Origin of the sequence: Pseudolactococcus raffinolactis NBRC 100932 (genome assembly GCF_001591765.1) — a bacterium.
GTDB lineage: Bacteria > Bacillota > Bacilli > Lactobacillales > Streptococcaceae > Pseudolactococcus > Pseudolactococcus raffinolactis.
On sequence record NZ_BCVN01000009.1, the window covers coordinates 21,748 to 35,987 of the forward strand.

The 14,240-nt window shown below is 39.8% G+C and carries 14 protein-coding genes; 2 read left to right on the plus strand and 12 right to left on the minus strand.

The window, feature by feature from the left end; translation table 11 throughout:
• Positions 1–164: 164 nt before the first annotated feature.
• Together ispG and LRA01S_RS04525 are read right to left on the minus strand one after the other, a co-directional pair.
• Complete coding sequence (gene ispG / locus LRA01S_RS04520) at positions 165–1,301, minus strand: flavodoxin-dependent (E)-4-hydroxy-3-methylbut-2-enyl-diphosphate synthase (RefSeq protein ID WP_082785387.1); 1,137 nt, start codon at positions 1,299–1,301, stop codon at positions 165–167.
• Positions 1,302–1,459: 158 nt separating this feature from the next.
• The gene (locus LRA01S_RS04525) at positions 1,460–2,899 is read right to left on the minus strand and encodes an NCS2 family permease (protein ID WP_061774431.1); all 1,440 of its coding nucleotides are present in this window, start codon (positions 2,897–2,899) and stop codon (positions 1,460–1,462) included.
• Between the two features lie 262 nt (positions 2,900–3,161).
• On the opposite strand from LRA01S_RS04525, the gene LRA01S_RS04530 reads away from it, so the two are divergent.
• Positions 3,162–3,974, plus strand: coding sequence for a Cof-type HAD-IIB family hydrolase (locus LRA01S_RS04530; protein ID WP_061774432.1), 813 nt, complete (start codon positions 3,162–3,164; stop codon positions 3,972–3,974).
• Between the two features lie 261 nt (positions 3,975–4,235).
• On the opposite strand, the gene LRA01S_RS04535 is transcribed toward LRA01S_RS04530, so the two are convergent.
• Complete coding sequence (locus LRA01S_RS04535) at positions 4,236–6,635, minus strand: YhgE/Pip domain-containing protein (protein ID WP_061774433.1); 2,400 nt, start codon at positions 6,633–6,635, stop codon at positions 4,236–4,238.
• A 152-nt stretch (positions 6,636–6,787) separates the two neighbouring features.
• Between LRA01S_RS04535 and LRA01S_RS04540 the strand changes: the two genes are divergently transcribed.
• Positions 6,788–7,324 carry a TetR/AcrR family transcriptional regulator gene (locus LRA01S_RS04540; protein WP_061774434.1) on the plus strand — a complete coding sequence of 179 codons (537 nt, stop codon included), beginning with the start codon at positions 6,788–6,790 and terminating at the stop codon, positions 7,322–7,324.
• Positions 7,325–7,331: 7 nt separating this feature from the next.
• On the opposite strand, the gene LRA01S_RS04545 is transcribed toward LRA01S_RS04540, so the two are convergent.
• From LRA01S_RS04545 to pstB (LRA01S_RS04585), 9 genes are all read right to left on the minus strand, one after another.
• Entirely contained in the window at positions 7,332–7,928 is a 597-nt protein-coding gene (locus LRA01S_RS04545; RefSeq protein WP_061774435.1) for a 3'-5' exonuclease, read from the minus strand.
• 132 nt (positions 7,929–8,060) lie between these two features.
• Positions 8,061–8,426 carry a DUF1304 domain-containing protein gene (locus tag LRA01S_RS04550; protein ID WP_061774436.1) on the minus strand — a complete coding sequence of 122 codons (366 nt, stop codon included), beginning with the start codon at positions 8,424–8,426 and terminating at the stop codon, positions 8,061–8,063.
• Between the two features lie 223 nt (positions 8,427–8,649).
• Positions 8,650–9,285 (minus strand): nitroreductase family protein, encoded by a 636-nt coding sequence (locus tag LRA01S_RS04555; protein WP_061774437.1) that lies wholly within the window; start codon positions 9,283–9,285, stop codon positions 8,650–8,652.
• 13 nt (positions 9,286–9,298) lie between these two features.
• Entirely contained in the window at positions 9,299–9,706 is a 408-nt protein-coding gene (locus LRA01S_RS04560; protein ID WP_061774438.1) for a MarR family winged helix-turn-helix transcriptional regulator, read from the minus strand.
• Between the two features lie 100 nt (positions 9,707–9,806).
• Positions 9,807–10,913, minus strand: a complete 1,107-nt coding sequence (locus tag LRA01S_RS04565; RefSeq protein WP_061774439.1) for an SLC13 family permease — start codon at positions 10,911–10,913, stop codon at positions 9,807–9,809.
• A gap of 337 nt (positions 10,914–11,250) precedes the next feature.
• Positions 11,251–11,904 carry a phosphate signaling complex protein PhoU gene (gene phoU / locus LRA01S_RS04570; protein ID WP_061774440.1) on the minus strand — a complete coding sequence of 218 codons (654 nt, stop codon included), beginning with the start codon at positions 11,902–11,904 and terminating at the stop codon, positions 11,251–11,253.
• Positions 11,905–11,934: 30 nt separating this feature from the next.
• Positions 11,935–12,561, minus strand: coding sequence for a class I SAM-dependent methyltransferase (locus LRA01S_RS04575; RefSeq protein WP_096824044.1), 627 nt, complete (start codon positions 12,559–12,561; stop codon positions 11,935–11,937).
• Positions 12,554–13,312, minus strand: coding sequence for a phosphate ABC transporter ATP-binding protein PstB (gene pstB / locus LRA01S_RS04580; protein WP_061774442.1), 759 nt, complete (start codon positions 13,310–13,312; stop codon positions 12,554–12,556). The genes LRA01S_RS04575 and pstB (LRA01S_RS04580) overlap by 8 nt, the downstream gene beginning before the upstream one ends.
• An 80-nt stretch (positions 13,313–13,392) precedes the next feature.
• Positions 13,393–14,196 (minus strand): phosphate ABC transporter ATP-binding protein PstB, encoded by an 804-nt coding sequence (pstB, locus tag LRA01S_RS04585; RefSeq protein WP_061774443.1) that lies wholly within the window; start codon positions 14,194–14,196, stop codon positions 13,393–13,395.
• Between the last annotated feature and the right edge of the window lie 44 nt (positions 14,197–14,240).

The window sequence follows — 14,240 nt, forward strand, 5'->3', positions numbered from 1 at the left end:
TAAAGTAACTTGGTTAAAAACTTGCTGATTTTATACCAAATCGGTATTATTTTTCTGTAAAACAAGAAAAAAGCAAATTAGCCCAATCAAATTTGATTACCTAATTTGCTTCTCTCTTTCAGTGACTGAGAACCATTGTCTCAATCTCTTTGATTATTTTAGACTTAATTCTCTTCTGTAGCATCAACTGTTTCATCGTCATGCAATTTACCGGTTTCTTGGTAATGTTTGTACATGGCATCAATTTCAGCTTTAAATTCTTCTAACATAACCGCTTCATCCACGGTCTTGATGATCTTACCTTTTTTGAAAAGCATGCCTTTACCAGCACCACCTGCAAGACCAATGTCAGCTTCACGCGCTTCACCAGGACCATTAACCCCACAACCAAGAATCGCTACGGTGATTGGCGCCTTAATGTTGGCGATATATTCTTCAAGCTCTTGCGCAATTGGAATCAAATCAATTTCAATCCGACCACAAGTTGGGCAAGATACAAGTGTTGCTGCGTTATCAATCAAACCAAATGATTTAATGACTTCACGACCTACTTTGATCTCCTCACGTGGATCAGCCGACAAGGAAATCCGCATGGTATCGCCGATACCAAGTGACAAAAGCGCCCCCATACCAGCAGCTGATTTAACAGAGCCAGAGAATAAAGGACCTGCCTCTGTAATCCCCAAATGAAGGGGGTAGTCAAAGCGTTCAGCAGCTAATTTATAAGCTTCAAGTGCCAACTCAACATTGGATGCTTTCATTGAGATGATGATATCATGGAAATCCAATTCTTCTAGGATTTCAACGTGCTCAATCGCAGATTCCAACATCCCTTGGGCAGTTGGATAACCATATTTTTGCAAAAATTTCTTCTCAAGTGAACCAGCATTGACCCCGATACGAATCGGAATATTGTGTGCTTTACAAGCTTCAACAACTTTAGCCACACGGTCTTTACGACCAATATTACCTGGATTAATTCGAATTTTATCAACACCTGACTCGATGGCCTGCAAAGCCAAGCGGTAGTCAAAGTGAATATCTGCTACTAAAGGAATATTGATTTGAGCTTTGATCTCTTTAATCGCAATTGCTGCTTCCATATCAGGCACAGCAACACGGACTAATTGACAGCCCGCTTCTTCCAGTTGATTGATCTGCTCAACCGTCGCTGCAACATCTTGTGTCTTCGTCGTACACATGGACTGCAAAATCACTTTGTTTCGACCACCAATAATGACGGCATTTGGCCCCTCACCAACCATGACAGCACGGGTCTTTCTTCTATGTGTTAAAGTCAAAATCTGACCTACTTTCTTTCTTAACTATACTCATACAAGTATAAAATCGTTACCTACTAAATTATAACAAAAAAACGTCGTAATAGTTTACGAACGCTTTAAGATTTTGTCACAATTTGGTAAGGCTTAGCGAAATGCTCAGCTCTTCCAAAAAGAGATTAGATGATTGCCAAGATAATAAAGTTAAGAATAAACAAAGCATTGACCACCCAGATGATTGGGCTAACTTCTTTGGCTTTACCAGTCGCAACTTTTGTGATGGCAAAGAAGATGAAGCCTGCTGCGATACCGTAAGAGATGCTGTAAGCCAATCCCATGAAGATTGATGCGAAGAATGCTGGGATTGCTTCTTCCAAATCTGTCCAGTTGATATCTTTAAATGAACCAAGCATCATCACACCAACGATGATTAAAACAGGTGCTGTTGCTGCATTAGGTACGATTGAAATGAATGGGAGTAAAACTGATGACAAGAGGAAACAGATGGCTGTCACAACAGATGTCAAACCAGTACGTCCACCAGCACCAATACCTGCTGCTGATTCCACGTAAGTTGTTGTATTAGATGTTCCGAAAATCGCACCGATTGACGTAGCTGCCGCATCTGCAAACAAGGCTTTATCCATTTTAGATGAGAAGCCAGAACCATTTTCAAGTGCCGCTTCGTCTTCTGCTGAAAAAATACCAGTACGACGACCAGTTCCGATAAATGTCCCAATGGTATCAAAAGTATCAGACAATGAGAAGGCTAAAATTGTCATCAAGACTTGTGGAATTTTAGCTGAATCTGAGAACAATGAGCCCATACCTTTTGAGCTGAAAGCAGCACCGAAAGTTTGACCTAATTCATTAAAAGCTGAACCAAGAGAATTGGCTTTGAAATCAATGGCGCTCAAGTCAACTACACCGGCAAGGATAGCCAAAATAGTTGTCCCGACGATTGAGATTAAGATGGCACCTTTAACATTTTTAACAACCAAGACTGTTGTGATTACAATCCCTACAATTGCCACCAAAACAGCTGGACTAGTAAAGTTAACCAAGGCTGGTACTGCTGATGCTGCACCTTCAATAGTTGCGGTTCCTTTGTCTGCACCTTTACCAACGACTGTATAAGTCCCTGGGTCAAGCGTGAATTTCAAGAGACCAGCATTTTTAATTCCGATATAAGCGATGAAAACCCCAATACCGCCACCGATGGCGTGTTGGATGCTTTCAGGAATAGATTTGATGATCATTTTACGGATTTTAGTCACTGTGATCAAGATGTTAATGATCCCACAGATGAACACCATCGCAAGCGCTTCTTGCCAAGAATAACCAAGGCCAAAAACGACGGTAAACGTAAAGAAAGCATTAAGCCCCATACCTGGTGCTTGTGCATAAGGCACATTAGCGAAAAGTCCCATGATAAGTGTCCCGATGATTGACGCAATGATAGTTGCGAGGAACACTGCTTGATATGGCATGCCTGTTTGTGACAAAATTGACGGATTGACAAACAAAATGTAACTCATGGCAAAAAATGTTGTCACACCTGCCATAATCTCGCGACTTACTGTTGTGCCGCTTTCCTTAAGTTTAAAAAACTTATCCATAATATCCTTCTTCCATTAAAAAATAAATTATTAATACTTACCTATTCTAATGGATGCGATACGGACTTTCAAGAGAGAATCAGAGAATTACCCTACCTTTCTGATTAAATGTTCGGATTTTTATAAGATAATGTCACTTTCTGAAATTCTTTTGTCATAACTGACGATAGTTATGAAAAATGTTATACTAGACAAAGAGCACTTAAATCAACACTAGAAAGGTTTGAGTTTAACCTCAAGTTAACTCACACAAACGCAACTCATGACAAACAAAAAATTAATTGCCATTGACCTCGATGGCACAACCCTACAATCTGATGGTGTGACCATCTCAGATTATACCAAAAATATTTTCCAATCCGTCAGAAAAGAAGGCCATCAGATAGTCATCGCGACTGGTCGTCCTTATCGTATGGCGATTCAAATTTACAACGATTTAAATCTTGAAACACCGATGATCAACTTTAATGGTGCCATGACCACAGTTCCTGGTAAACACTGGGAACATGCTGTGTCTAAGCACATCAACAGATCCCTCGTTTTTGACTTGATTAAAAAACAACAGGCCTTTAAACTTGACTTCCTAGCAGCAGAATTTCGCCGTAAATTCTTCATTAACTCTTTTGAACATGCTAGCCCTAGTCTTTTCGGGATCAACAACTTCGAACCCTATCATCAGATGCGGATAGAAAAACTGGATGACGATCCTAATGCTATCCTACTTCAGACGCGCTTTACTGATAAATTGCAGTTAGCCAGCCACATCGACGATTATTTCAGCAATCAGGTCAGCGTCAGCGCCTGGGGTGGGCAAAATGGGATTTTAGAAGTCGTCCCTAAAGGTGTCAGCAAAGCTTCTGCACTTAAACATCTGCTCAAAATCAACGGTCAAGACACTTCAGACCTCATTGCCTTTGGTGATGAACACAATGATATTGAAATGCTCAAGCTTGCAGGCACTGGCTACGCCATGAAAAATGCCAGTGATACACTCCTTGCTCATGCAGATCAACAGATTGCTTATAGCAATGATGAAGATGGTGTCGCAAAAACACTTGAAAGTTTATTCCTATAAATAATATAAGACTGGGACAAAAGGTCTTCAGCCACATATAGAGAAATACAAACTGCCTCATTTGAACTTGCCAGTTTGTATTTCTCTTTTATATAAATTTACAGAACTGATACTGATATGGTTAAAAGCAGCACATTTTTTACCGATCCCGCATACTTTCTTACAACATGATCACGCTAAACAGCAATCTATCGAAAAGTGACACAAAAATAGGCTGTGAACGATTCTGAGTAATACCAGAAATCAGTCACAGCCTATTATTTATTTGACTTTTGTCTTTGCTTCTTTTTTAATGCCAACAAAGGCTAAAAGAACTACTGAAACGATAGACAAAATAAGTAGAATACCCGTTTCATGGTCAATGTGGCCTGCTAACGAAATCACTTGTCTGAACCCTGTGACAGCGTAAGTCATTGGCATCCAAGGATTGATTTTTTGGAAGAAGCTACCTGTCAGGGCAAGTGGATAAGTTCCTGCACTAGCTGCTAATTGTAACAAGAGCAGGATCAGCATAAGGAAAGCACCTGGTTTGCCTAGCCAAGTATTAAAGAAGGAGACAATGAACATGAAGGTGAAGGCGACCAGTATCGTGAAGCCAAACATAGCGAATTCATGATTGGCAGATAGGCCTAGCACGTGCACCGCTAGAAAGACAAGCACACCTTCTCCAACTGCAATAACACCATTGACAGCCAATCGACCAAGGATATAATCCCGACGATTTTTAGCCTTTTCACCAGATAAAGTACCTGCGATAATCATGTTGGTCGCAACTGCACCAACGAACAAGGCAACAGACATCATGTAAGGTGCCATCCCAACACCATTTTTAGGTGAATTATCCTTATCGCTATGGGTAATTTTAAGCGGTTTAGCAATCTTTTCAGCATTGCTTTGGTTGGTTTGATTTTCAGCGAGTTTAGTTTTCGCTTCACCAAGACCTGATGCTAATGTCGTTGCACCATTTTGCAGTGTTCCAATGCCAGTTGTTAAAGTATTCGCACCTGTTGCAAGTTGTGTAGAACCATTTGAAATTTGACCTGCACCATTAGCTAACTGTCCAGAACCATCTATTAGTTGGCCTGAGTTTTGGTTCAATTGGTTGGCACCAGTCGCAAGTTTAGCGGCACCAGCTGTGAGCTGAGCGTTGTTGCTGACTAAATTTTGAGCACCAGTATTTAATTTCGCAGTTGCTGCGCTAAATTGTGAGACGCCTGCTGTTAATTTGGTTGCGCCTGTTGTTAATTCATTTTTAAGCTGAGCGGTGCCGGTGCTGATTTGTTGCGCACCCGGTAAAAGACCAGTATCAATACCTGTTTTAGCTTTTTCTATACCTAATTTCAACGCTGTTAATCCTAAGTTTGAACCGGATAATACTGAATTACTACCAGTCGCAAGCCCAGAAATTTTTGTCTGTTCCCCTTGCAAAGCAGTAATCTGAGTTTGCAAATCAGTGACAGCACTTTGTATCGCCTGAGTTTCAGTTGGATTAAGCGATACTAAACTTTCAAGTTTTGTTTGTTCATCAGGTGTAGCACCCGTATAAGCTGCTGTTGCTTTAAGCTCAGTCATTTTACTTGCTTCTTGTGTTACTAACTGCTGAAGTGCTGTATTGATTGCTGTAAAATCTTGTTGCAACTTATCTGGAATCCCTGCTGATTGAACATCGTTATTATAATTTTGTATCGACGTATTGAGCACGCCTAGTTGTGTTTGTAGGGCAGTTATTTGTTTAGAGACATCTAGTCCTGTAGAAAGGTCACTTAAGCCTTGACTAAGTTCTTGACTGCCTGCGACTAATTTATCTACTTCTTGCGTTTTAGTTGAGAATTCAGAGAGACCTGCTGATAACTGACCAGATGCCGCATTCAGTTGGCTATTACCATTGGCGATTTGTGTCGCACCGTTGGTGTAGTTAGTAACGGCTTGTGATAAGTCGTTAGCACCAGTTGCTAGCGTTGAAACACCTGCGGTGTATTTACCAAGACCAACATTCAAGGTCTCTGCGCCATCTTTAAAGGTCAAACTTGATGATGAGAGCTTATCTAAGTTTATCGCAATTTGATCAGCGCCCGATTTTAACTCACCACTACCATTGACCAATTGAGCGCTACCATCTGCTGCTTTTGTTACACCATCTGACAAGGTTGTCAGATTTTCAAAAATTGTTTTGGTGTAGGTTTTGGTAATGTTTTCGGAAACTTTTTCTTTGAGCTTTTCCATTGCAGAGTCGCTCATTTTGCTGGCGATGAAATTATGACCGACTGATGTTTGGTAGTGGATCACGGCATTCATCGGATCGTTACTTACGAGACTACCAGCATTTTTTGAAAAATCACTTGGAATCGTGATTTGCATATAGTACTTGTCATCTTTGAGACCTTTTTGTGCAGTTTTGTTACTCACAAAATGATAATCCAAATCATGACTTTTACCTAATTCATCAACTAGGTCATCGCCTAAATTAACTGTTTTGCCGTTAACGGTTGCTGACTTATCTTCATTAACCACGGCTACTGGTAAGTCTGATATTTTACCATATGGATCCCACATGGAACTGAGGAATATCAGATTATAAAGTGCCGGTATCGTTGCCAGTGCAACAATAATGACGATAAAAAATTTATTTTTTAAAATTGCCTGCCATTCTTTTTTGATCATTACTATCTCCTTTAATGTATGTTTTTGGACACCTTGTCTTTCTTTACCTTTTTTATTATAATACTTGTAGATGAGATATCAAGTATTTAATACAAGAAAATGGACACTCTGTTCATTATTGTTTTAAAAAATAGATAGAAAAGGCTTTCAACATGACTGATATTCGAATTATCAAAACCCGTCAGGCCATTGAAATGGCGATGAGCGACTTACTCAAAGAAAAAACGTTTGACCAAATTACAACAACAGAATTAGTCAAACGTGCCGGGATTAGCCGCTCTAGCTTTTACACCCACTACCAAGATAAATATGAGATGATTGATCAGTATCAAAGCGTTTTTTTCACGAAAGTCGAAACGATTTTTGATCAAAATGGTACGGATGTCCGCAATGCCATCTTTGAAATTTTTGATTTTCTCTATCAGGAATCCGTTTTATCAGCCCTGCTTTCTGAAAATGGCACTCGTGAGATTCATATCTACCTACGACAAAAACTCAAAACCTTGTTAACCACGGTCATACCACCACATTTGTCCCCTAAAAAAATGGATCAGGTCAGGATTGACTATCAAACCACTTATTCTGCCCATGCCATTTTCGGGATGGTTCAGTTGTGGATCAAACGAGGAAAAAAAGAAAGTCCGAAAGAAATTACGGACACTTTAATTGCGATTGTTGGACATTTCTAAGTCACGCCTAAAACAAACCAGCCAGACCAGCAAAGGGATTATCGTCATCGTTAATCTCTTTTTCATTTTGCTTACTCAACAGTTTCTCAGCCTCTTGCGTATCTTTCATGGCCTCGTAAACACGCGCTGTCATCCTAGCATCGGCCAAAGCATTGTGCGCATTTTTCTCCGCAACATTAAAAAACTCAGCCAAAGATTTTAACTGGAAGTTCTTCATACCGTGCAGTTTATTGTCGCGCATGCTATCAGCAATTTCATAGACGTCTAAAGCATAAGCATCGGTTAAATCGAGACCTTTCGCTAGTAGTATCGGAAGGTCGGATTTATTGGCATTATAGCCGATTACTGGCAAGTCTCCAACGAAAGCTTTTAAGTCTGCTAAGACAGTTTCTGCCTTTGCTGCTGTCAAAACCTTTTCTTGCGTAATGCCAGTCAACCCGACAACAAAAGAGTTAAGTGGGACATCCGAGTAAACAAAAGCATCGAAATCTGCCGTTTCAGTGCCATTGTCAAAACGAACTGCCGACACTTGAATCAGATGCTCAACCTCATCTACTGTATTAAATTCCAAGTCAAATGCGATATATTGATCTAAACTTTCCATTTTTACCTCATCATTTCATTTTCGTTTGGCTGTCTGCGCTAGATCAACCTTTTTCCTACATATTTTACCATATTTCAGGCAAAATTGTGGGGAGCAAAAAAAGCACCGAAGCGCTTTTTCAGATGCTGTTGCTTAAAAGTTAATAAAAGTTGCGATTAGCGCAAGGATTGCCAAACCGCCTTGGGTTAAAATGATTTTTTTATTGCTGGTCACGCTACCATAGAGGGCAACTAGGATGACGTTAATCAAGATAAGGCGCGTCATTTCAAGTGATGCTGATGAAATGTAGATGCTGTAAAGCAAGCCCAAACCAATTAAACCGTTGTAAACCCCTTGGTTTTTTAAGAGGACATTAATCGTCTCGTTTTTAAGGTCTGCTTTGGCGATGTTAAAAGTACGGCTCGTTGCGTCAGATGTTGTCGCGATAGTTTCGATATACAGAATATAAAAGAATTCAATCGCCACTAAAGTAGCGAGTACAGTAGATAAAATAGTCATTTTAATTTCCCCTTTTTAAATGAAAGTGATTATTTGAACTTCAAGCTAACTTCTTAGGAAAATAGATGATTTATGAACCTGCGCAAGCGCAGAAGTTTCACCAGCGACGAGTAATCGCAGGAGCACCTTAAATCCCTAATTTTCTACAGAAGTTTGTGGCTGCGATTACTCGCCACAGAAAAACCATATGCGACTTCGTCGCACCACCTTCAGTATCATGCTATTACTTAAATGTTGTAAATTTATCAGCAGCCAAGCGGACTGAATCGTAGCCGACTTCTGCTGCTTTACCGAGTGACAAGACCATAACAGGTACGAAACGTTCTGGATCCAAGTCAAATGCTGCAGCGATTTGATCCGCTTCAAAACCACCGATTGGGTTGGTATCGTAGCCGTGTGCACGTGCGCTCAACATCAATTGCATCGCAGCCAAACTTGCGTCAATTTTAACCACATCGTTCATTTGCGCTTTTGTAAAGTTTTTGTAGTAAGGAATGATTGCGCCGATTTGTTGGTCGCGCACTTCTTGTGACATCTTGCCTTCAGCAACTGCTTTGTCATAGATTTCTTCACCAAATTCGTAACATTGCATATCGCCAAAGATCAAGATCATAGCTGATGATGTGTCGTTTTGGCGTGTGTTGAAACGGATCAATGGTTTCAAAGTCGCTTTTGCTTCATCGCTTTCAACGATGACAAAGCGCCAAGGTTGCATATTCACTGAAGAAGGTGCAAGCGTTGCTTCTTCGATCATTTCCAACATTTCTTCACGAGAAATTTTAACCGTTTCATCGTAAACACGGATCGATTTTCTGTTGTAGGCGATATCTGAAAAATCATTATTTTTTAAAGTTGTCATTATATAGCTTCTTTCATTTATTTATTTTATTTAACAAGGTTAAGAGTTGCACTTCTTCTTCATCACTGAGGCCGAAGTATAGGTCCTTTTCCAAGGACTCATGGTGCTGCTCACAGTCAGCGAGTTCTTTTTGAGCCAGATCAGTAATCTGAACATAGATTTCACGATTGTTGAGATCATTTCGTTTACGTGTGACATAGGATAAATCCTGTAGTCGTTTGAGATGACGTGTCACAGCCGCACGATCAATACCTAACTCCTGCTGCAGTTGCGTTTGCGAACAAGGCCCCTGCGCATTAATAAATAAGAGCATTTCATAGCGTGTGATACTAAAACCAGTACTCTTTTCAAATCGACTCACCAATTCTTGATTGGCAAGTTTTAATTGATAGAGTAACTTACTTTTATTGACAAGTGTCAAGGCAATCTCTCCTCTCTCCAACTATTATTGACCGGTCAACAGTTGATGAGTCAATAATACCATGTGCTCCATTTTTTGTAAAGATATTTAACTCGAAAAATTAAATTGTCACTAAAACAAATCCAATACCGAAAAAGATAACCAGATAGACAACATTGATCAAGGTAAATTGCCGGATAAATTTTTTGACTGTGCCATCATGAACAAATGCCTGATACTGTCTGAGCGCAAGGAGATTGGCTAGAGAGGCAATAAAAGTACCCAGACCACCCACTGTAACACCTAGATAGAGAGCTGCTACATGATCAGTAAATTTTGACAGAAGCACTGCAGCAGGGACATTACTGATGACCTGACTCATGCCTACCGACGTGGTAAAGACTGAAGTGTTATGCGTCATATAAGTCGCCAGAAAATCATGAATCAAGGGAATCCGACTGACCGCACCCACGATGATAAAGAAGTTGATAAAAGTCAAAATGATGCCATAGTCCACTTCTGCTACAATCTCACCCTTAATCCAGAAAGCGCAGGCTAAACTAGCAATCAAGGCAAACCAAATCGAGATGACTGATAAAACACCCATAAGGACGATCAAGGTCGTCACAACTAATATGATAACTTGGGTAAGATTTATGGCGATATGAGGTGTTTTTACAGCGGCTATTTTAGCTTTTGAAAAACCGAACAGAACGATAAAAAGCGTTGCCAAACTAATCAAGCCAATCGGTAGCGACAGCTTTAAAAAAGCCAAGATGTCCAAATGAAAATAAGACACCAGATAAAGATTTTGAGGATTGCCAAAAGGCGTCATAGCACTGCCAAGATTGGCATAAACCGTCATCAGACTCACCAACCCAATCGTCGGCAACTTGACCTGCCTTCTGATATTAAAAACAATCGGAATCAGTGTTAAAATCGCGACATCATTGGTAAACAGCATGGCCCCGAAAAATGAAAATAGCAGAATCACCATAACAATCGCCCTAATTGACTGACATTTCTCGATGATCACATTTGCCATATATCTAAGCAGATGTAACTTCTCGTAGATGGCAATCGTGATCATGAGAGTAAGCAAGGCGAGAATCGTTTTCAAATCAATATCCGCTAGGTGAATAGTGCCAAGGCTTAAAGCCAAAATGGCTAAAACTAGCGTTACTAAAAATGTTTTATCCGTGAAAATTCGTTTTATATTTGATATCATATCCTGTCCTTATGCCTTAATCACTGATGAAGCTATCTGTTATTTTATCACATTATAAAGCCGAAAACAGGTTTTCTTGTCTAATAAATCATACAATCACATAAAAACTAGTAATCAAAGAAAGAATACTAAATTGATATCCTTCCTGTCAACGAAGTATTGCTAAATTAGCAAAAGAGCCATTAACATTTTTAAAATAAGTCAAAACGACTAGATAAGAGATTGAATTAGTCGATTTAGCAACCAGTTATACAATCACATCACAATTTGATTCACAAAGCATACAAAAAACACAACTGCTGTGACTGACAAAGCAATTGTGCTATCTTTTTCTAACTTACAATTCAACAATCTTACCAGTTTTCAGATAAACGATCCACTCACAAAGGTTTTTCGCGTAGTCGCTGATCCGTTTCAAGTACATAATTGTCAACAAGTAATCTTTACCTGTCGTAATCGTTTCCTTGTTTTCTTCCATAGCTGATAATGTTTTGTTTTGAATCTCACCATACATTTGGTCAACCGTGTCATCCCAGAGTGCGATTTCGCGTGCGCGATCAGCATCACCTTGAATGTAGGCATTGAGTGCCGCATCCACGATTGATTTAACACGCTCACCCATAAGTGAAATGTCTTCCTCAACAACATGAATCCGTTCTTCACCTTTTAAGCTAATCGTAGCTTTGGCGATTGAAACCGCGTGGTCTCCCATACGTTCCAAATCTGATGAAGCTTTCAAGACAGTAATAATCGTCCGCAAATCATGTGAAACAGGTTGCTGTAAGGCAATCATTTCTAGTGATTTCGTTTCCAATTTTGTTTCTTGATCATTGATTTGTTGATCAGCTTCTATCACGTCTTCTGCCAAATCACGATCGTGACTGACGAAAGCACGGACAGAACGATTCACCTGAGCAGACACTTGCGTACCCATCGAATAAAACTGATTGTGTAGTTTATTAAGTTCTTCTTCAAATTGTGTTCTTAACATAAACGCTCCTTATTCTTACTTTCATTAGCATTATTTTTTCTCAAAAATCAAACAACAAGCACCCTTTTTCTGTACCGTTTGACTTAAAGCTAGACCATTGGCTTCCGCCAAAGCAACCAAGACGTCAATCGTATATAATGTAAAACCATACTTGGTCATCGGTATTTTATTTAAATAGTCGCTATCATAAAGGACATTAATAAATCTTCCATCCTTTTTTAGCACACGACAAACTTCCGACAAACATTGCGAAATATCTTGCCAAAAATAAATAGTGTTGACTGTATAGATTTTGTCGAAAAAATCGGCTTTATAAGCTAATTGCTCGACTGATCCTTTGGTTAATATCACACGATTTTCAGAAATTTTACTAGCATTTTTCTTGCTCGCAAGCGCCAACATATCATCTGAAATATCAATGCCATAAAGCTGATGAAAAGCTTGCTTTGATAGGCGACGTATCAAGGTGCCATTCCCAAAACCAACTTCTAAAACTGTATCCTGAGATGAAAGCGCTAAGTGATCTTCTACCATCCGATACTGTTTTCGGTTCATCTGGTTCATGACATAACTCACCATTACTCCTGTCAAACCATCTGGCTTAGCAAATTTTTGGCGATGAATGCTGTGATTTTCATGGCTTGTTTTCCTAACCAAATTTACCTGTCACATAGTCCGATGTTGACTGTTCTTTTGGATCCAAGAAAATTTTCTTAGTTTTGTCATACTCGATCAGCTCACCATTTAGGAAAAAGGCTGTCCGATCAGAAATCCGGCTGGCTTGTTGCATCGAGTGAGTCACGATTAAAATCGTATAACGCTCTTTTAAGTCTAACAGCATGGTCTCAATTTTACCAGCGGAAATTGGATCGAGTGCTGATGTCGGTTCATCTAGCAAGAGAATATCAGGATTAACAGCTAGAACCCGTGCGATACAAACACGTTGCTGTTGTCCACCTGAAAGTCCTAGTGCTGAACTGTGGAGTTTATCCTTAACTTCATCCCAGATATTTGCGGCTTTCAAAGATTCTTCCACCGCTTCATCTAAAATCGCCTTGTCCTTCACGCCCTTGAGACGCAAGCCATAAATCACATTTTCATAGATAGAAAAGGGAAAAGGATTAGGCTGTTGAAAAACCATACCGATTTCCTTACGCAGCTCAACCATATCCGTTTTCGGACTATAAATATCACCGTCCTTATACATGATTTTGCCCGTCACTTTAGCAGATGGCACCAAATCATTCATCCGATTAATAGACCGTAAAAGCGTCGACTTGCCTGATCCCGAAGGTCCAATCAAGGCAGTGATCTCGCCCGGATAAAAATCCATGTTAATATCAAATAAAGATTGCTTTTTGCCATAGAAAAGCGACAAATCTTTCACTTGTAAAATAGGTTCTGTCATAATGTTTCCTTAATCTTTTTGCTCAGGCGCATTTGTGGCGCTTTGACGTTTTAATGTCTTCAGCCATGCGACCTAAGATTTTAACCGAAATGTCCTGATACGTAATCCCCAGTAGATTTAAGCTCAGGGCGCGTAAAGATTTTTGCTGTCTTATCGTATTCGATTAAATCACCTGAATAGAAAAATCCAGTATAATCACTCGCCCGTGCCGCTTGTTGCATGTTGTGCGTCACGATAATGATCGTATAATTTTCCTTGAGAGTCATCATCGTTTCTTCAAGCTGCATCGTCGAAATCGGATCAAGTGCTGATGCTGGTTCGTCCATTAATAAAATATCTGGCTTAACCGCAATCGCACGTGCGATACACAAGCGCTGTTGCTGACCACCTGAGAGCGCCAAAGCTGACTTGTCTAAATCGTCTTTAACCTGGTCCCAAAGGGCTGCTTGTTTAAGTGACGTTTCAACAGCCTCATCTAAAATTTTCTTATCTTTAATCCCTTGACGTTCTAGGGCGAAAGTAATATTGCGATAAATCGATTTAGAAAAGGGGTTGGGGCGTTGGAAAACCATGCCAATGTGTTTGCGCATTTCATAAACATTGACGTTTTGTTTATTCACATCCACACCTTGATAGTTAATCTCGCCTGTGACTTTTGCAATAGCAATCGTATCATTCATCCGATTCAGACTACGCAGATAAGTTGATTTACCAGAACCAGAAGGTCCAATCAAAGCCGTAATTTTATTTTTTTCAAACTTCATATCAATTCCCTTGATAGATTCGTTGCTACCGTAGTAGACATGTAAATCTTTTGTTTCAAGGGCAATTTCACGGCCATCAAGACCAATGATATGACGTTCTTGCCAATCATAAGTTGCCATTATATCGTCATTTCCTTTCTTCGACTTCACTACGTGAAATCTTG